The organism is Streptomyces sp. NBC_01439 (assembly GCF_036227605.1).
Lineage (GTDB): Bacteria > Actinomycetota > Actinomycetes > Streptomycetales > Streptomycetaceae > Streptomyces.
Map to the genome: position 1 here is coordinate 5352736 of NZ_CP109487.1, position 18067 is coordinate 5370802.

19 protein-coding genes and 1 pseudogene are annotated in these 18067 nt (G+C 73.8%); 9 read left to right on the top strand and 11 right to left on the bottom strand.

Annotated elements, in window-relative coordinates; translation table 11 throughout:
* The first annotated feature begins 123 nt into the window (after positions 1-123).
* Positions 124-666: a DoxX family protein gene (locus OG207_RS24170; RefSeq protein ID WP_329100736.1), complete on the top strand. Its 543-nt coding sequence runs from the start codon at positions 124-126 to the stop codon at positions 664-666.
* 9 nt (positions 667-675) lie between these two features.
* Here OG207_RS24170 and OG207_RS24175 read toward each other — a convergent pair whose 3' ends face one another.
* Positions 676-1272 carry a DUF4291 domain-containing protein gene (locus OG207_RS24175; RefSeq protein WP_329100738.1) on the bottom strand — a complete coding sequence of 199 codons (597 nt, stop codon included), beginning with the start codon at positions 1270-1272 and terminating at the stop codon, positions 676-678.
* A gap of 49 nt (positions 1273-1321) precedes the next feature.
* Positions 1322-3814, bottom strand: coding sequence for a helicase C-terminal domain-containing protein (locus OG207_RS24180; RefSeq protein WP_329100740.1), 2493 nt, complete (start codon positions 3812-3814; stop codon positions 1322-1324).
* A gap of 86 nt (positions 3815-3900) precedes the next feature.
* Between OG207_RS24180 and OG207_RS24185 the strand changes: the two genes are divergently transcribed.
* Positions 3901-4917 (top strand): hypothetical protein, encoded by a 1017-nt coding sequence (locus tag OG207_RS24185; RefSeq protein ID WP_329100742.1) that lies wholly within the window; start codon positions 3901-3903, stop codon positions 4915-4917.
* Between the two features lie 5 nt (positions 4918-4922).
* Here the strand turns inward: OG207_RS24185 and OG207_RS24190 are convergent, their stop codons facing one another.
* Positions 4923-5765 carry a hypothetical protein gene (locus OG207_RS24190; RefSeq protein WP_329100743.1) on the bottom strand — a complete coding sequence of 281 codons (843 nt, stop codon included), beginning with the start codon at positions 5763-5765 and terminating at the stop codon, positions 4923-4925.
* 9 nt (positions 5766-5774) lie between these two features.
* The gene (locus OG207_RS24195) at positions 5775-6275 is read right to left on the bottom strand and encodes a SigE family RNA polymerase sigma factor (RefSeq protein ID WP_329100745.1); all 501 of its coding nucleotides are present in this window, start codon (positions 6273-6275) and stop codon (positions 5775-5777) included.
* Positions 6276-6434: 159 nt separating this feature from the next.
* Here OG207_RS24195 and OG207_RS24200 point away from each other — a divergent pair, with 159 nt between their 5' ends.
* Complete coding sequence (locus OG207_RS24200) at positions 6435-7061, top strand: HAD family hydrolase (RefSeq protein ID WP_329100747.1); 627 nt, start codon at positions 6435-6437, stop codon at positions 7059-7061.
* A gap of 15 nt (positions 7062-7076) precedes the next feature.
* On the opposite strand, the gene OG207_RS24205 is transcribed toward OG207_RS24200, so the two are convergent.
* A complete protein-coding gene (locus OG207_RS24205; protein ID WP_030012938.1) occupies positions 7077-7328 on the bottom strand; it encodes a hypothetical protein in 252 nt (83 codons plus the stop codon).
* Positions 7329-7506: 178 nt separating this feature from the next.
* Here OG207_RS24205 and OG207_RS24210 point away from each other — a divergent pair, with 178 nt between their 5' ends.
* Positions 7507-7890 (top strand): cold-shock protein, encoded by a 384-nt coding sequence (locus tag OG207_RS24210; protein ID WP_030012939.1) that lies wholly within the window; start codon positions 7507-7509, stop codon positions 7888-7890.
* A gap of 76 nt (positions 7891-7966) precedes the next feature.
* On the opposite strand, the gene OG207_RS24215 is transcribed toward OG207_RS24210, so the two are convergent.
* The 4 genes from OG207_RS24215 to OG207_RS24230 form a co-directional block, all read right to left on the bottom strand.
* Positions 7967-8830 (bottom strand): 1,4-dihydroxy-6-naphthoate synthase, encoded by an 864-nt coding sequence (locus tag OG207_RS24215; protein WP_329100749.1) that lies wholly within the window; start codon positions 8828-8830, stop codon positions 7967-7969.
* Entirely contained in the window at positions 8811-9542 is a 732-nt protein-coding gene (locus OG207_RS24220; RefSeq protein ID WP_329100751.1) for a futalosine hydrolase, read from the bottom strand. The genes OG207_RS24215 and OG207_RS24220 overlap by 20 nt, the downstream gene beginning before the upstream one ends.
* A 13-nt stretch (positions 9543-9555) precedes the next feature.
* Entirely contained in the window at positions 9556-10047 is a 492-nt protein-coding gene (locus OG207_RS24225; protein WP_150257960.1) for a DUF2771 domain-containing protein, read from the bottom strand.
* A gap of 192 nt (positions 10048-10239) precedes the next feature.
* A complete protein-coding gene (locus OG207_RS24230) occupies positions 10240-11601 on the bottom strand; it encodes an MFS transporter (protein WP_329100753.1) in 1362 nt (453 codons plus the stop codon).
* Between the two features lie 328 nt (positions 11602-11929).
* On the opposite strand from OG207_RS24230, the gene OG207_RS24235 reads away from it, so the two are divergent.
* From OG207_RS24235 to OG207_RS24245, 3 genes are all read left to right on the top strand, one after another.
* Positions 11930-12850 (top strand): DUF3027 domain-containing protein, encoded by a 921-nt coding sequence (locus tag OG207_RS24235; protein WP_329100755.1) that lies wholly within the window; start codon positions 11930-11932, stop codon positions 12848-12850.
* A gap of 40 nt (positions 12851-12890) precedes the next feature.
* Positions 12891-13121, top strand: coding sequence for a hypothetical protein (locus OG207_RS24240; RefSeq protein ID WP_030011817.1), 231 nt, complete (start codon positions 12891-12893; stop codon positions 13119-13121).
* 127 nt (positions 13122-13248) lie between these two features.
* On the top strand, positions 13249-14712 hold the full coding sequence (locus tag OG207_RS24245; protein ID WP_329100757.1) for a flotillin family protein: 1464 nt from the start codon (positions 13249-13251) through the stop codon (positions 14710-14712).
* 286 nt (positions 14713-14998) lie between these two features.
* Here the strand turns inward: OG207_RS24245 and OG207_RS24250 are convergent, their stop codons facing one another.
* Complete coding sequence (locus tag OG207_RS24250; RefSeq protein WP_329100759.1) at positions 14999-16012, bottom strand: WD40 repeat domain-containing protein; 1014 nt, start codon at positions 16010-16012, stop codon at positions 14999-15001.
* A 76-nt stretch (positions 16013-16088) separates the two neighbouring features.
* Between OG207_RS24250 and OG207_RS24255 the strand changes: the two genes are divergently transcribed.
* On the top strand, positions 16089-16781 hold the full coding sequence (locus tag OG207_RS24255) for a GDSL-type esterase/lipase family protein (protein WP_329100762.1): 693 nt from the start codon (positions 16089-16091) through the stop codon (positions 16779-16781).
* A gap of 59 nt (positions 16782-16840) precedes the next feature.
* A pseudogene (locus tag OG207_RS24260) lies at positions 16841-16990 on the top strand (aldo/keto reductase); the annotation flags it as partial.
* Between the two features lie 87 nt (positions 16991-17077).
* On the opposite strand, the gene OG207_RS24265 reads toward OG207_RS24260, so the two are convergent.
* The gene (locus OG207_RS24265; protein ID WP_329100763.1) at positions 17078-18067 is read right to left on the bottom strand and encodes an aldo/keto reductase; all 990 of its coding nucleotides are present in this window, start codon (positions 18065-18067) and stop codon (positions 17078-17080) included.

The window sequence follows — 18067 nt, forward strand, 5'->3', positions numbered from 1 at the left end:
GACGCCGGGGTCCGATGGGACGGGCGGCGACGTCGCTGCCGGGGCACCACCTGCGAGCGTTCTAGGGTGGCAGGCGGCCCCGGGCGCCCCAGACGCCCACCGGCGACGTCGGAACGGACCCCCATGACGCAAGCAAGCCGGGACCGCACGCTCTTCAGCCCCTCCCCGGCCCCCGCCACCACCGTCACCCACGACACCGGCCTGCTCCTGCTCCGGCTCGTCGTCGGCCTCAGCATGGCCGGCCACGGCACGATGAAGCTCTTCGGCTGGTTCGGCGGCCCGGGCCTCACCGCGACCGGCAAGGGCTTCACGATGGCCGGCTACCCCGCCGGGGACGCCATGGCCGTCATCGCCGGTCTCGCCGAGACCCTGGGCGGCCTCGGCCTCGCCCTCGGCCTGCTCACCCCGCTCGCCGGAGCGGCCCTGACCGGCACCTTCATCAACATCCTCGACGTCCGGGGCCTGAGCGCCTACTTCCCGCCCAAGGGCGTGGAACTCGAAGTGGTCCTGTTCGCCGCGATCGTCGCCCTCACCCTCACCGGGCCAGGCCGCTTCTCCGTCGACCACCACCTGCCGGTGCTGCGCGAGAACCGGCCCCGCTACTCCCTGCTCGCCCTGCTGCTGGGCGCCGTCGTGGGATTCGTCGTCCTGCTCATCCGGGACTGAACCGCCCGGCTACGCCCCCAGGTGCGGCAGCGGCCCCGCGGGGTAGGGGGTCTCCGCCGGCAGCAGGGCGCGCGCCGCCGCCTCGTCCCCGGCCCCGAGCAGGCCGCGGATCTCCCGGGCCAGCCCGGTCACATCGCGGATGCCGACCGTCCACTCGTCGGCGTACGCCCGCGACGCCGGACCGGACAGCCCCAACTGGAGCGAGCGGTACGGCAGCGGATTCAGCCGCAGGTCCCGCTCCGGGTCCCACTGGACCCGGGCCGGCGCACCGAGCAGCGCTTCCTTCCAGGTCGGCTGGTTCCCGTGCACACCCGGCACGTAGTGGGACAGGCAGGCGTCGCGCAGCGCCCGGTCGAAGCCCTCGCGGGTGATTTCGACGGCCAGCACCGTCTCCTGGTCGGCCTTGGTCCCCCAACCGCAGCGGTACATCATCCACAGGAACGACGGCTTGATCCACGTCATGCGCTCGCGCTTCCAGGCGGGCGGGAAGCGGCCGTCACGGGCGGCCGGCACCCCGAGCGAGGGGGAGTAGGCCTGGTACACCGTGATCGTGGTGTCGGTGTGCGCCGCGCGGATCTGGCGGTTCGGTACGTGCTCGTCGGACATGCGTTCAGGATGGCGGCCCGTCACCCGACCGGCCACCGGGTTTCCACCCCTACACCTGATCGTCCGCCAGTTCCGCGACACCGGTGATCCGGTGCAGCGCGTACGTCCGCACCTCGTCCGCCGTGTGGTCGTAGCCGGTGACGAAGCCGCCCTCCACCCGGACCGGCGCGATGACCCGCTGGCTCGCCGCACCCTCCGCGTTCACGTACCCGATCCACACCGCCGACCCGGTCAGCGCGGCCGCCTGCACCGTCGCCAGGGTCTCCGCCGCGCTCGTGCGCGGCAGTTCGCCCGGCACCCCGGCCCCGGCGGCGGAGGCCGTCGCGGGCTCCTTGCGCACCGCCGTCGCCGCCACGTCGCCCGCGCGGATCGCCCGTACCGCCGCCGCCAGCAGCGTCGCGTCCGGCACCGGCGGACCCTCCGGCACCGGTACGGGCGCCGAGCGGGCCGGGGTGCGGCGGGCGTCGGCCCGCGCCACCAGCACGTCGCCGGTACGGGACTCCGCGGCCGGCGCGTACCCCATCGCCCGCAACCCCTCCAGCAGGACGGTCGGATCCGCCTGCGCCGCCAGCACCGTCGGCGCCAGGCGGCGCAGCCCCAGCCCGGCCGAGCGCTTGTCGGCCAGGATCTCGCCCAGCATCGCGTCGTCGTCGCAGCGCACGTACGAGGAGGCGGCGCCGACCCGCAGGTGTCCGTGCCGGCGGGCCACGTCGTCGATCAGGTAGGCCAGCGGCTGCGGCACCGGGGTACGGCTGTGCTCCTTGAGGAAGGCCTGCAGGTCCGCGGCGGCATGGCCGGCGTCCAGGGCCCGGCGCACCGAGCCGGGCGTGAACCGGTACACCGTCGCCCCGCCCTTGGACTCCACGTCCGCGAGCACCGCCAGGGTGTCGCCCAGCGGGCGGAGCAGCGGGCCCGGGGCCACCGCCGTCAGGTCGGCCTGGAGCAGTACGTGGTCCACCGGCTCCGGCAGCAGCGGGGCCAGCAGCGGCGCCGGGTCGCGGTGCTCCAGCAGGGCCCGGCCGGGCCCGGACAGGGCGCCCCGGCCGGTCACGCCGAGGACCTCTGCCTCGGCCAGCGCCCAGTGCGCGAGCCGGGCCCGCAGATCGCTCGCCCCGCGTACGGGACGCTCCCAGGCGAGCCGCGCCAGCAGGGCCTCCGGGTCGGGCGAGGCGCCCTCGGGCAGTTCCCCGAGCAGTTCCAGCACGCGCCGGCGCACCTCGGGGGCGGCGGACCGGTCGAGTTCGGGGCCGAGCGCGGAGAGCGTGCGCCCCTTGGCGTCCTGCTCGCCGACCAGCGGTGCCGTGCGGGTGGCCGGCAGCCAGGCCGCCGCGAGCTGCGACCAGCGCTCGGCGGGCGGCAGTTCGAGCCAGTCGTCGAAGGCCGGGGTGGGCGCGTACCGCTCGTCCGCCTCCCCGTCGCTGGCCAGCAGACCCGTCGCGTAGGCCAGTTCGGCCCAGAAGGCCGCCTGCTGCTCGGTCGTGTCCAGCGCGGCCGCGGTCCGCTTGAGGTCCCGTACGGACAGCCCGCCCGCCCGCAGCACCGGCGGACCGGCGTGCTCCCAGGACTTCACCAGTTCCTCGACCGTGGCCAGCGCGGCCAGCGCCTGACCGGCTGCGTTCGCGTCCACGAGCTGTGGACGGTGTTCGCGGTGCGCGGGCACCGGCGGGGCCACCGGCGCGGTGTCCCGGTGCGCGAGCCCGCCGCGCAGGTGCAGCGCCACCTCGCGGGGCAGCACGACGGTCCGCGCCGTCGCGGGCAGCAGCAGCCCCCGGTCGCGCAGCCAGCGCACCGGCGGCGTCGGATTCGGGGTCACCTCCCCGTACGGCGGCCCCCACACGAGCCGCCCCAGCACCTGGTGCGCCTCCGCCGGGGCCTCGTCCAGCAGCGCCGACATCCGCTCCGGATCGGTGAACAGCCCGGTCAGCGCGGTCACCGCGGACACCGGGTCGTGGGTGGCGGGCAGCCCGACGGCCGCCACGATCTCCTGCACCCGGGTCGGCGACATCCCGGCCGTGGCCTCGGCAACGGTCGGACCCAGCCCGGTGGGCGAGGGGCGGGAGGCCGAGGGGGCCAGCAGCTCGCGCGCCGTGCGGACCAGCCGCAGCCGGTCCTCGTCGCCCCACACCAGGGCCTGGTCGCGCAGGACGGCCAGGGCGTCGGGGAGCGCGGCGCGGGCCCGTTCGTCCTCGCCGCCCGTCAGCAGCCCCTCCAGCACCGCGTACGGGCACGGGTCCGGGCCCACCGCCAGGGCCTCGGCGGTCTGCAGCGCGAACCGGTCCAGCCGGTCCAGGGCGCGCACCACCGACGCCCGGGTTCCGGCCCGGGTGGCCAGCTGCGTCACATCGCCGGGCACCGGTCCGAGCAGGTCCGGGCGGGCCCGCAACAGGGCCGCGAGCGCCGCGTCGTCACGGGCGCGCAGCGCCTCGGCGAGTGAGCGCGGGGAGCTTCCCGCCGGGCTCCCGCCGGCGGATCCCGCCGCAGTGCTTGCCTCGGGCACAGTCGCCTCCTGGTCGCGTCGGCCGGTCAGTCGGCCGGTCCCCATCCGGTCAACGGTATCCGCTGCGCCCGCAGCAGCTCCACGGGCGCACGCGCTACCTTCGGGACAGGGGGTAAGGGAGGAGCCTGGGCGTGGGGATCGAAAGCGACCACCTGGTCTACGAATATCTGAGCCGCGTCGGGGACTTGGCGCAACAACGGCAGCTGTCCTCCGGCGACCGGATGCGGTTGGTGTCGGGGCTGCGGGACGAAATCGACCGCCGGCGCGCCAAGTACGACCCGGACACCCCGGCCGCCGTACGGCGCATCCTGGAGCGGATCGGCACGCCCGAGGAGGTACTGGACACCCTCGGCGCCCGCCGGGGCGCGGCCCGTGCCCCCGCGGCCCCCGCCCCCGCCCCCGCCGACATCGGCCTGTCGGTCCCCGTCCAGCGGGGACCGGGCCGTCTGCGCCGCCAGAACGTGCCCCCGGCCCGCCCGGCGGCGGAACCCGAGAACGTGCCGCCGCACCTGGCCGGGCTGGACGAGCTCGGCCCCTCCGGCGGGGCCGAGCCCGACTGGTGGCGGATGAGCCCGGGGACGCACGGGGCGGGTCCGCAGGTCGAGGGCTTCGCGGGCGGCATCGAGATCCCGGACCTGTTCAAGGAAGGACCGGAGGACGACCCGCAGGCGAAGGAGGCGGCACCGGCCCCGCCCGGGGCGCAGGAGGGGCGGGCGCGGAGCCTCGTACGGTTCCTGCGCGAGCGGCGGCGCGCGAAGAAGGACGCGGCGGCCGGGGCCGCCGCGCCGGACGCCCCGGCGGCCCCCGCCGGCCGCCCGCGACCGAACGCCTTGCTCATGCTGGCGGCCGCCGTCCTCGTCGTCGGCGTGCTCACCGGCTACTGGCTGCTCCTCGTGGTCGGCTGGCTCCTTCCGTACGCCTCGCGCGTGCTGGGGCCGGCCGAGCGCAAGTGGGTGGTCCTCGGCCCACCCGGCGCGGTGCTCACCGGTGCGGTGCTGTGGGTGTGGGGCCGGATGAACGGCAAATGGGGCGAGGCCCTGTCCGATGACCAGCTGAGCGGGGCCCTGCACGGGATGTGGCCGTGGGTCCTGCGGGGCGCCGCACTGGCATCCGCGCTGTACCTGGTGTGGCGCGCGCGGCGGCGGTAGGCCGGTCAGCCGCCGATGACCGTGTGCGGCATCTCCTCCACCGGGTCGCGGTCGGCCGCCTTGACCAGATCGAGGAAGGCGGCCGACCCGGCGACGTCGAGGAGCTGCTGGGCGGTGACGGGCGCTGAGGTGTTCGACGCGTCGTGCGGGCCGACCCTCAGCGAGACGTCGCTGGCTCCGTAACGGAACCAGAGCCGGGATTCGGTGACGTTGCCGTTGTTGATCGGCGAGACGGCCGCATCGGCCCGGATGCCGCCGGGCAGGGTGGCCTTCGAGCAGACCGTGCCCTTGATCTCGCGGCAGTTCCCGGGCGCCATGCCCGGTTCGGACGGCCGCACCGAGAAGGTGATGCGGAAGGTCTTGCCGTCCTTGGTGCCCTGGTACTGCTGCACGCCCAGGTCGATGCGCTGCACGGTGCCGACCGACGGGGGCAGCAGCTGCTGGAGCACACCGACGGCCCGGTTCTGGAAGTTCTCCAGGCGGGCCCGTTCGGCGGGTGGCAGGTCGGCCATCGACGATTCGCCCGGGCTGGGTTCGAGGTGGATCGGCGGCGGCGGTCCGGAGCTCGTCGGCGGCCCGGCCACGTCCACGACCCCGGTGGATCCCGTCGCCCCCCGGTCGTCGCCGTCGCCCGGCAGGACGAAGGCCCCGGCCAGGCCGAGCCCGGCCACGGCCAGTACCGCACCGCCGATCGCCGCCCGGACGCGCGCCCTGCGGCGCAGGCCCTGGGCGCGGGCCGGCCCCACCAGGTCCGCCGTGGCGGGCAGTTCCGCCAGCGCACGGTCCATCACGTCCCGGACGAGCACGGCCGTGGCCCGGTCCTCGGTGTGGTCTTCGTTGGTACCCATGGCGTCTCCTCAGCTCTCGGTCGCGTAGATGTGGGCCTCGCCGAGCCGCGCGCGCAGCTTCACCAGGGCGCGTGAGCACTGGCTCTTGACCGTGCCCTCGCTGCAGCGCAGCAGTTCGGCGACGGTCTCGACGCTCAGGTCCTCCCAGTAGCGCAGGACGACCATGGCGCGGGCCCGCGGGGGCAGTTCGGCCAGCGCGGCGAGCAGGGTGACGCGCAGGTCGGCGTGCTCGGCTCGGGGCGGCGGACCGGCGCGCCGGTGGGCCAGCAGGTCCCGCAGCCGCCGGCGCCGCTCGGCGAGGAAGGTACGGGTCAGCACGGTTCTGGCGTACGCGTCGGGATACTCGGCGGCCGACGCCCGCCGCCAGTGCTGGAACAGTTTCGCGAGCGTCGTCTGTGTCAGATCGCGTGCGCCGTCGGCGTTGCCGCACAGCAGGTACGCGGTCCGGTACAGCTTGCGCTGACTGGCCCGGGCAAAGGCCTCGAAGTCGTGCTCGGTGCCTGGTGGCATCCGCCCTCCCCTTCACATCGTGTCTCTCACCCCTGCCCTGAGCACTGCCGCCGGGAAAAGGTTGAGCACGGATGTGAAGAATTCAGGTCGGGCAGTCCTCGGCGGGCGTTCCCCCGGCGTAGGCCCGCAGTCGGCCTCCCGTACGGCCGCCTCGGCACAATGGGAGGCATGAACCTCACCGTCGGCTTCGACCTCGACATGACCCTCATCGACTCGCGCCCGGGAATCAGGGCCGCCTACCAGGCCCTCTCCGCCGAGACGGGAACCTTCATCGATGCCGACGAGGCGGTCACCCGGCTGGGCCCGCCGCTGGAGGAGGAGCTCGCGCACTGGTTCCCGGAGGCCGAGATCCCGGCCATGACGGAGCGCTACCGCGAGATCTACCCCACGTACGCCATCGGGCCGACCCCGGCGATGCCGGGCGCCCGCGAGGCGATCGAGGCCGTCCAGGCGCTCGGCGGCCGCGCGATCGTCGTCACGGCCAAGCACGAGCCCAACGCCCGCCTGCACCTGTCGCACCTCGGCATCGAGGCCGACGCTGTCGTCGGCTGGCTCTGGGCGGAGGCCAAGGCCGGTGCACTGCGCGAGTACGGGGCGCAGGTCTACGTCGGCGACCACGTCGGTGACGTACGCGGGGCCCGCACGGCCGGCGCGCTGTCCGTGGTGGTGCCCACCGGGCCGTGCCCCGAGGAGGAACTGCGCGAGGCGGGCGCGGACGTGGTCCTGCCCGACCTCACCGCGCTGCCGCAGTGGCTCGCGCAGTACGTCGCCGCACAGCCCGTCTGACCGCCGCCCGGGCCGCTACGCCTGCGAGGCCCGCGCGGCCCTGCGCTGCGCCGCGGCCGAGCGGAGCACGCCCGCCGCGGAGATGGCGAACCCGACGCCCATGAGCATGCAGACCGCCCACGCGTACGACGGGAACGGGTCCATGTCGAGGAAGAGCGGGGCCATGGTCGCCAGCGTCGCCACGGCCCCGGCGATGAACACGATGCCGCCGGCCTTGACCAGTCCGTCGCCGGGCCGCGCTTCGTCTGAATGAGGAGTAACAGTCACCTCACCAGGGTAGTTCCCTGGCCGAAGCAGCCGACCGTGAAGGACCGGGGAACGTCTTGTCACCCGGCCCCCGACCATTAGCCTTGAGGTGGCGGGTCACTCATGGCCCGCTGCGCTGTTGTCCGGAGCCGTTCGCGGCCCTTCGGACCCCCGACGAGCACAAGGACAGAGGACGGACGTGCCTACCGGCAAGGTCAAGTGGTTCAACAGTGAGAAGGGCTTCGGCTTTCTCTCCCGTGACGACGGCGGCGACGTCTTCGTCCACTCGTCGGTGCTCCCTGCCGGGGTGGACGCTCTCAAGCCCGGCCAGCGCGTCGAGTTCGGTGTCGTCGCGGGCCAGCGCGGTGACCAGGCACTTTCGGTGACGGTACTGGACCCGGCGCCCTCCGTCGCAGCGGCGCAGCGGCGCAAGCCCGACGAGCTCGCCTCGATCGTGCAGGACCTCACGACCCTGCTCGAGAACATCACCCCGATGCTCGAGCGCGGCCGCTACCCCGACAAGGTGCACGGCACGAAGATCGCCGGACTGCTGCGCGCGGTCGCCGACCAGCTCGACGTCTGAGCCCCGCGCCGTCACGCGTACGGCTGCGCCCCGCCACTCGAAAGAGCGGCGGGGCGCAGCCGCGCGTACAGGGCGGTCAGTCCTGCGGGAAGTCCAGCGAGCCGGGCGGGATGGCCGGTACCAGTCCCTCGGCCGCCGCCCGGGTGAGCAGCCCGCGCACCGCCGCGTAGCCGGACTCGCCGAGGCCGGCGGTGAACTCGTTGACGTAGAGACCGATGTGCTGGTCGGCGACGGCCGGGTCGAGCTCCTGGGCGTGCGCGCGGACGTACGGGCGGGAGGCCTCCGGGTCGTCCCAGGCCATCCGGACCGAGGTACGGGCCGACTCGGCCAGCGCGCGCAGCCGCTCCGCGCCCAGCGAGCGCCGGGCGATGATCGCGCCGAGCGGGATCGGCAGGCCGGTCGTGGACTCCCAGTGCTCACCCATGTCGGCCAGGCAGTGCAACCCGTAGTCCTGATAGGTGAACCGGGCCTCGTGGATCACCAGCCCGGCGTCCACCCGGCCGTCCCGGACCGCCGGCATGATCTCGTGGAACGGCAGGACGACGACCTTGCCGACGCCCTCCGGCAGCACGTCCGCGGCCCACAGCCGGAACAGCAGGTAGGCGGTGGAGCGTTCGCTCGGCACGGCCACCGTCCGCCCGGCCAGGTCGATCCCCGGCTCGCGGGTCAGCACCAACGGGCCGCAACCGCGTCCCAGCGCCCCGCCGCAGGGCAGCAGCGCGTACTCCTCCAGCACCCACGGCAGCACGGCGTACGACACCTTCAGCACGTCCAGCTCGCCGCGCTCGGCCATGCCGTTGGTGATGTCGATGTCCGCGAAGGTGACGTCGAGGGCGGGCGCGCCCGGCACCCGGCCGTGGGCCCACGCGTCGAAGACGAAGGTGTCGTTCGGGCAGGGCGAATAGGCGATCTTCAGCGGTTCACCGGTGGTCGTGCTCATGGCGTTCTCCCCAGTTCGCGAGTACGGGCCCCAGCACGCGGAAGCCGTCGGCGAGCGCGGTGAGCGCGTCCCCGATCCGCCAGGCGGCACGGTCACGGGGGCCCACGGCGTTGGACACGGCGCGGATCTCCAGTACGGGCAGCCCGTGTGCGGCGGCCGCCTCCGCGACCCCGAAACCCTCCATGGCCTCGGCCCCGGCCATCGGGTGCCGGGCGGCGAGCGCGGCGGCCCGGGCGGCGGTCCCGGTCACGGTGGAGACGGTCAGCACGGGCGCGAGCAGCGCCCCGGTCGCCTCGGCGGCGCGGGCGGCGAGTTCGGCGGGCGGCAGGTGCACGCTGTGCCCGAAGCCGAGCTCGCTCACGGCGAGGAAGCCGTCGGGGGTCTCGGCCCCCAGGTCGGCGGCGACGATCGCGTCGGCGACCACGAGGGAACCGAGCGGGGCGGCGGGCGCGAACCCGCCGCCGATGCCGGCGCAGACGACGAGCGAGTAGTCGGCGAGGGCCAGGGCGGTGGCGGTCCCGGCGGCGGCCGCCGCCGGACCGACGCCCCCGACGAGCACGTCGAAGGCGATGCCCGGAAGGTCCCGGCGGTGGACGAGGTAACCCCCGGGCAAGGTGCGTGGCTCAGGACCGAACGTGTCCGGATGAGGGGTCAGCCCGGTGGTGACGGAGTCTGCCTCCGCCGCCACCGCGGTCACGACGAGCGCGCGCACCGCTGCCGCCCGGCTACTTGAGCTTGAGGTTGAAGGACCAGACGGCGAGCGGCTTGCCGTCCTCGGCGATCTGCAGGAACGCGAGCTTCTTCGAGGAGGGGGCCTCGCCCTGGCCTCCGGTCGCGAAGACGTCGGCGCCCGGGAAGCTGCGGTAGGTGTTCGAGGAGGGCTCGGTGATCGGCTGCCCGTCCAGGACCGCCGACCAGCGCTTGCCGTCCTCGACGATCTCCGGCTCGACCCCGAGGCGCAGGGTGTCGCCCCGGGCGTACTCGACGGTCTTGGGGTTCTTGAGGTTGGTGAGGCACTCCTGGACCTGGTCCATGGAGAGCTCCTTGCCGTCGTTGTGGCAGGAGGCTTCGGCGGACACCGACGAGGTGCCGACCGTCACGGTCGCCAGCGGCGTCGGCTTCTCGCCGCAGGCGGAGAGGAGGAGGAGGCCGGCGGACACGGCTCCGAGGGCCGCGACGCTGCGGCGGGCCCTACCCGAGAAAAGCGGTGCGGTCATGAGCCGAAGGCTATCGGGCCGGTGGGCTGCGCCGCCGCACGGGGTACCGGTGGCCTGCGGCGCGGCGTGGATCTGCCGGTGCGGCGCCGCCGCGCGAGCGGCCCCGGGCTCCGCCCGGGCATTCCCGGGGCTCCGCCCCGGACCCCGCGCCTCAAACGCCGGCGGGGCTGGATCAGTCGGCGTGGGTGATCGTTACGCCACGCGGGGGCGGGAGGGGTCCGGGTGGTGGGGGCGGGGGGCCGAGAGGACGCCGCGCACCGCCCACGTCGTACCCACCGCGACGATCGCCGCGGCCACCGACATCCCCAGTACCCCGTTCAGCGGCAGCACGATGCCGATCGCCCCGCCCAGCACCCACGCCACCTGGAGCAGCGTCTCCGAACGCGCGAAGGCCGAGGTCCGCACCGACTCCGGCACGTCCCGCTGGATCATCGCGTCTAGCGACAGCTTCGCCAGCGCCTGGCAGAAGCCCGCCGTCGCGGCCAGCACGGCCATGAACAGCGCGCTGAAGAACACCGCCGCGAGCACCGCCACGCCCAGGGTCAGGCACAGCACCGCCGCGACGATCGCCTCCGGCGCCCGCGCCCGCAGCCACGCGCCCACCGCCGTACCGCAGGCGTTGCCCACGCCCGCCGAGACGCCCACGATGCCCAGCGACACCGCCGCGCTCTGCCCCGCCACGGGATGCTCGCGCAGCAGGAACGCCAGGAAGAAGATCAGGAACCCGGACAGCGCACGCATCGAGGCGTTCGCCAGCAGCCCGCACAGCACCGACCGGCTGACCGTCCGCAGGCCCGGCCGCTTCGAGTGCGCCTCGTGCGTGGACAGCCGCGCCCGGCGCTCGCCCTTGGCCTCGTCCACCTTGTGCGGCAGCGTGAACGCCGCGAAGGTCCCCCACACGAAGATCACACAGGCCCCGTACAGCGGCCACGGCGGCCCGATCAGGTGCAGGGCCGCACCCAGCGGCGCCGCCGCGCCCGTCGCCAGCAGACCCGCCAACGTGACCCGGGAGTTCGCCTTCACGAGTGAGAATTTCGGCGGCAGCAGCCGGGGCACCACCGCACTGCGGACCACCCCGTAGGCCTTGGACGCCACCAGCACGCCCAGCGCCGCCGGGTAGAGCTGAATGCCCCCGGTGGCCACCGCACCCGACATCAGCAGCGCCAGGAGCGCGCGGGCCAGCATCGAGGCCGCCATCGCCGCCCGCCGGCCGTGCGGCAGTCGGTCCAGTAGCGGACCGATCACAGGGGCCAGCACGGTGAAGGGGGCCATCGTGATCGCCAGGTACAGGGCCACCCGACCGCGCGCCTCGTCCGTGGGAACGGAGAAGAACACCGTCGAGGCCAATGCCACAGTGATCATCACATCGCCGGCGCCGTTGATGGCGTGCAGCTCGATCAGCTTGCCGAGCCCCGATTCCCCCGCGCCGTGCGCGTGCGTGGCCCGCCGGATCCCCCGCGCAGGAAGGTGCAGCGCACGCCCGACGGCCCGGCCGGCCCGCCTGGCCGGTCCCGAGCCGTCGTCGGACGACCGTACGGGTGCCACACTCGACATAGTGCCCCACCCGGCCCTGCCGGGGTGCCTCCCGGCGCGTCGCGCGGCCGGTGGCTTGTCCGCGAATCGGACCTTGCATGTGTGCCCGAGGCTTGAGAGGAGGTAGCGTGCGTAGCGCGCCACCGGCGGATGCTCCTGGCCGCGCGCCTCTTCGTGATCCCGCAGAATGGGTTGCAGTGAGGTGCGCCCGGAGTCCGATCGGGTGCGGACGTCGACGCGGCCCTCTGGTCCGCTCCGCCCGTGCCCCGTACGGACAGCACCGACGGGTCGTTGTGGACGACAGTACGGACGGCGCACACGTGAGACGGCGTAGGAGAGAACGAGACCAGTGAGTGCTGCGACGCGAAGCCGTACCCCGCGTACCCCCGACCGCCTCTGCGTCGAGGCGGTAGAACTCGCCCGCGCGGCGGCCGAGGAGGCCGCCTTCCCCGGAGTGGTCGGCGCGCACGTCTCCGCCGTGGCGGAGGGCGACCGCGTCGTCACCCACTTCTTCGAGTCCAAGGAACCCGGCTACCGCGGCTGGCGCTGGGCCGTCACCGTGACCCGCGCCTCCCGCGCGAAGAACGTCACGCTCGACGAAACGGTGCTGCTCCCCGGCGACGACGCGCTGCTGGCCCCCGAGTGGGTGCCGTGGAGCGAACGGCTGCGCCCCGGCGACATGGGCCCCGGCGACCTGCTGCCCACCGACGCCGAGGACCTGCGCCTGGAGCCGGGCTGGTCGGGCGAGGACACCCCGCCGCCGAACTCGGTCGTCTCCACCGAGATGGCCGAACTGGTCGAGGCCGAGGACGCCGACGTCACCGACCGCGCGGTGGTCCCCGTACGCGGCTCCATCACCTCGGTCGCCGAGGAACTGGGCATGCGCCGGGCCCGCGTGCTCTCGCGGTACGGGCTGCACACCGCCGCCGACCGCTGGGACGAGTCCTTCGGCGCCAAGACCCCGATGGCGCAGGCCGCGCCCGCGTCCTGCGTCTCCTGCGGCTTCCTCGTCGCCATCGGCGGCTCGCTCGGTCAGGCCTTCGGCGTCTGCGCGAACGAGTTCAGCCCGGCCGACGGCCGTCTGGTGTCGCTGTCCTACGGCTGCGGCGGCCACTCGGAGGCCGCGGTCATGCCGGCGCCGCTGCGGCCGGCCCCGCCGGTGCTCGACTCGATGGCCTCGGACGAGTTCACCTTGCGGCCGGCCCCCGACAGCGGCTCGGTCCCGGTCTCGGAGTCGGACCTGTCGGCCGCGGACCTCGGCCACTCGTAGCTCGGCCCGGTCCCGGGGCGCGGCGGCGTACCCTCGCCCCATGGGGGACACGGGCGCCGACGCGGACATGGTGGGACTGACCGGCCGGGTGACCGGGACGGTCGGCCCGGGGCTGGTGGGCGAGGTCATCGTACGGATCCGGGGCGGGGCGGAACACTTCCTCGCCCACCCGGTCGCGGGGACCGGTCGGATCGCCGTCGGGACGGTGGTGACGGTGGTCGAGTACCTGCCGCCGCGCACGGTGTACGTGATGGCCGCCTACGACAACTGACGACCCGTCCCACCTGTACGTATCAGGATGGCGACAAGACGCGGCCCGCATCTTCCGGCCGGGCCGCGGCAGGCGCAGACTCAGCCCCGTCGGTGCCGAACGGCACCGCGCTAAGGGGGCGTTGCCGATGGCTATCGGCGTCGTGGCGGGAATCGTTCTCGCCGCAATCGTGGCTCTGATCGGCCTGTTCAAGCTCATGTGGCGGGTGGCCGAACCGAACGAGGCACTCGTCATCTCCGGCTCCACGCACAAGACCGAGGGCCTCGGGCAGGGCATGGGGTTCCGGATCGTCACCGGCCGGGGGACGCTCGTGCTCCCGGGTGTGCAGGCGGTGCGGAAACTGTCCCTGGACCTCAACGAGACGCAGCTGTCCGTGGACTGCGTCACCCACCAGGGCATCCCGCTGCGGGTGAAGGGCGTCGTCATCTTCAAGGTCGGCGACGACCTCGTGTCGATCGCCAACGCGGCCCGCCGCTTCCTGGACCAGCAGAAGATGATGCCCGAGCGGGTGCACATCGTCTTCGCGGGACATCTGCGGTCCATCGTGGGCGGGTTGACGGTCGAGGACATGATCCGCGACCGGGAGAAGTTGACGGGCCAGACCCGGATGGCCTGCGGTACCGAGATGGAGAAGCTCGGCCTGATTGTCGACTCGCTGCAGATCCACGAGATCGAGGACCCGACCGGCTACATCAAGAACCTGGCGATGCCGCACGCGGCGGCCGTGCAGCGGGACGCGCGGATCGCGCAGGCCGAGGCGAACCGGCTGGCCACGGAGGCCGAGCAGGCCGCCTTCGCCCGGATGGCCGAGGCGACCCGGGACAGCGAGATCCTCCAGGCCGGCTACCAGGCCGAGCGGGACAAGGCGGCGGCGACGGCCCGTCAGGCGGGGCCGCTGTCGGAGGCGGCGGCCCGCCAGGAGGTCGTCGTCCAGGAGACCCGGGTCGCGGAGCTCGAGGCGCACCGGCGCGAGCAGCAGCTGCAGGCGGACGTGCGCAAGCCCGCGGACGCGGCGGCGTACGAGACCCGCACCCGGGCCGAGGCCGAGCGCGACGCGCGGATCTCGGCGGCGCAGGCGAATGCGCGGGAAACGGAGCTCGCGGCGGCCGCCGAGGCGACGCGGGTGACGACGGCGGCGACCGCCGACGCGCAGGCCGTGGAGGCGAGGGGCATCGCGTCGGCGAAGGCCACGCGGGCGACCGGTGAGGCGGAGGCCGCGGCTACGCAGGCGCGGGGCCTCGCGGAGGCGGAGTCGGCGAAGGCCCGCGGTCTCGCCGAGGCGGAAGCGATCAAGGCGCGGGCCGCCGCGCTGGCGGAGAACCAGGAGGCGGTCGTCGCGCAGCAGCTGGCCGAGAACTGGCCGGCGATCGTGGAGGCGGGCGCGGGGGCCTTCGGGAACGTGGAGCACATGGTCCTGTTGAACGGCGCCGAGGGCATGTCGGAGATGTTCGCGAAGGCCCTGACGATGGGCGGCACGGGCCTGGGCGTGGCCCGCCAACTCCTGGCCTCGATGGGCCAGCCCCCCACCCCGGGAACTCCGTCCCCGGCCACCCCGCCGGTGAACGGCCGCATCCCGATCCACGAGGAGTAACCGCCGACTGGCCCGGCCGCCGGGCAACTCGGCGCCCCCGGGCCCGCCCCGTCCGGCTCTGCCGGGCCGTTCCAGCCCCTCCGGCGTTTGAGGAGCGGGGTCCGGGGCGGAGCCCCGGCAACGGCGCGGGCGCCGAACGTGTGGCTTCCGGCAGCGGCGCCGCTGCCGGGGGCGCCGCCCCCGGACCCCCGCGCCTCAAACTCCCCCAGCTACCGCTGGGAGGTGCCCCCTGGCGAGGCTGTATGCGGTGGCGGAGCCGGATGGGGGCGCAGCCGGACGGGCCGGATCAGGCGCCGCGGCGGCGGAGGAGGCGTTTGGCGCCGAGGACCAGGACCAGGCCGCCCGCCAGGACGAGGGCTCCCTTGCCGAAGCTGCCCGTCGGCTCCACCGCGGGGGCCGCTCCCGACGGGGCACCCGGCTGCGGCGAGGCCGAGGTCGAGGCCGAAGGGGCGGAGGCGACCGGGACGGCGATGACCCGGCTGCCCTCGCCCTCCGCGCCGAACATCAGCGTGGAGCCGTCCGGGGTGTACGTCACCGACTCGGCCTGGCCCTGCCACGGCGCGTCCACCCGTTCGCCCTCGCCCACCGGCAGGCCGTCCTTCCACGGGTAGCTGCGGGCCGTGAAGTAGCCCCGCAGCGTCAGCCGGGTGCCGTCGGGGGAGAACGCCCCGTCCGTCACCCACGGCACGGCGGCGACCCGCCGGAACACGTTCGTGCTGCCCTTCGTCAGTTCCGCGGGACCCTCGTACAGGCCGCCCTTGTTCTCGTCCTTGCTCGCGATGTAGACGCGCCCCGTCACCGGATGGACCATCAGGGCCTCCGCGTTGCGGGCACCGTCCGCGTACTTCACCGTGAACTGCGCGGCTTCGACCGTGACGTCGCCCAGTTGCTTCGGTTCCGGGAAGCGGTAGATCCACACGTGGTCCCAGGTGCCGTTCCGGTTGTCGCCGATGTCCCCGACGTAGAGCTGCCCGTCCGGGCCCAGCGAGATCGCCTCGACGTCGCGCGGCTTGCCGATCCCCGTCAGCGTCACGCGGGCCACCGTCCTGCCCGTTGCCGAGTCCACCGCGTAGATGTACGGGCCGTCGTCGCTGTCGTTGTGCGTCCAGTACACGCCCGGGTGGATCCGGCTGGCGGCCAGGCCGCTCGACTCCTTGATCCGCGGGTCGGAGATGGTGAAGGAGGACACGGTGGGGGTCTCCGCCGCGAGGGCCGGGCCCGGCAGCACGGCGAGTGCGGCGGCGGCGGCGGTAACGGCAACGGCGGCGGACGCGGCGGCGGACGGCAGGGGCAGGCGCATTCCCCCAGCCTGCCAGTACGTGCCGCGTGTCCGGCGTCACAGGGGTTTCTGTCGCGCGATCCGCGATGATGGCCGGATGCGTTTCATGTTCGTCGGCGACTCCATGACCATCGGGCGCGCCGGCGACTACACCTGGCGCTACCGGATGTGGCAGCACCTCAGCTCGACCTTCGGCGGCCCCTACCGGATCGTCGGTCCGCGCTGCGAGCTGTACGACACCGTCGCCGACGTGCCCAGCAGCCACGCGTACGCCGACCCGGGCTTCCCGGAGCCCGCCCGCCGCCACCTGGCGGGCTGGGGCGAGGGCTGGCAGCACATGGCCCCCCTGATAGGCCCCGCGGTAGCCGACACCGGCGCCGACGTCCTGTTGGTCTCGCTCGGGCTGATCGACCTCGGCTTCTACACCGACGCCGAGCAGACCGCCGCCAACGTCCGCCGGTTCGTCGCCGGGGCCCGCGCCGCCCGCCCCGGCGTCCGCATGGTGCTGCTGCCGGTCATCCCGAACAGCCGCGCCGAGGAGGACGCCCCCTTCGCGGCCGAGGTGGCCCGTTTCAACGAGCTCCTCGCGAAGGCGGTCGCCGACCTGACCACCGACGCCTCGCCGATCCTGCTGGCCGCGCGCCCGGACGCGTACGACATCCACCGCGACACCTACGACGGCACTCACCCGAACGCCTCGGGCGAGCACCGGCTGGCGGGCGAGTTCGCGGCCGTCCTGCACCAGGCGTGGGGGATCGGCGGCCCCTACCGGCCCGCGCAGGGGCCGTAACACGCCCGTCACGACGGGGTCTTGCTTCGAGCGCACTCGAAGCAGTTGGCTAGTGCCCCATGAAGTACACGCAGCTCGGACGCACCGGCCTCAAGGTCAGCCGACTCGTTCTCGGCACCATGAACTTCGGCCCCCAGACCGTGGAGCCCGAAAGTCACTCGATCATGGACTCCGCCCTCGACGCGGGCATCAACTACTTCGACACCGCCAAGCGGGCACTTTGACGCCAGCTTGAGTAGGAGGTGGCCGCCGTCCAGGAAGAAGGGACGACGACCACCGTACGTACGGCTACCTGATCACCAGGCGAAGGCCTCCGGGGACGGACCGGGCCCGGGGAAGATCTCGTCGAGCCCGGCCAGCACCTCCTCGCTCAGCTCCAGTTCCAGCGCCCGCAGGGCGCTCTCCAGCTGCTCGGCGGTGCGCGGGCCGACGATGGGGCCCGTCACGCCCGGCCGGGTGAGCAGCCAGGCCAGGGCGGTCTCACCGGGCTCCAGGCCGTGCTTGTCGAGCAGGTCCTCGTACGCCTGGATTTGTGCCCGTGTCGAGCTGTTGGCCAGCGCGTCCGCGGACCGGCCGGAGGCCCGGCGGCCGCCCTCGACCTCCTTCTTGATGACCCCGCCCAGCAGGCCGCCATGCAGCGGGGACCACGGGATGACCCCGAGGCCGTACTCCTGGGCCGCCGGGATGACCTCCATCTCGGCCCGCCGCTCGGCAAGGTTGTACAGGCACTGCTCGCTGACCAGGCCGACCATCCCGCGCCGGGCGGCCGTCTCGCTGGCCTGGGCGATCTTGTAACCGGGGAAGTTGGAGGAGCCCGCGTAGAGGATCTTGCCCTGCTGGATCAGTACGTCCACGGCCTGCCAGATCTCCTCGAAGGGGGTCCGGCGGTCGATGTGGTGGAACTGGTACAGGTCGATGTGGTCGGTCTGGAGCCGCTTGAGGCTGGCCTCGACGGCCCGGCGGATATTCAGCGCCGACAGCCGGTCCTCGTTCGGCCAGGTGTCTCCCCCGCGGGACATGGAGCCGTAGACCTTGGTGGCCAGGACCGTCTTCTCCCGACGGCCACCACCCTGGGCGAACCAGGTGCCGATGATCTCCTCGGTACGGCCCTTGTTCTCACCCCACCCATACACGTTGGCCGTGTCCACGAAATTCAGACCTGCGTCGAGGGCGGCGTCCAGGATTCCGTGGCTGGTCGGTTCGTCTGTCTGCGGACCGAAGTTCATCGTGCCGAGTACAAGTCGGCTGACCTTGAGTCCGGTGCGTCCGAGCTGCGTGTACTTCAT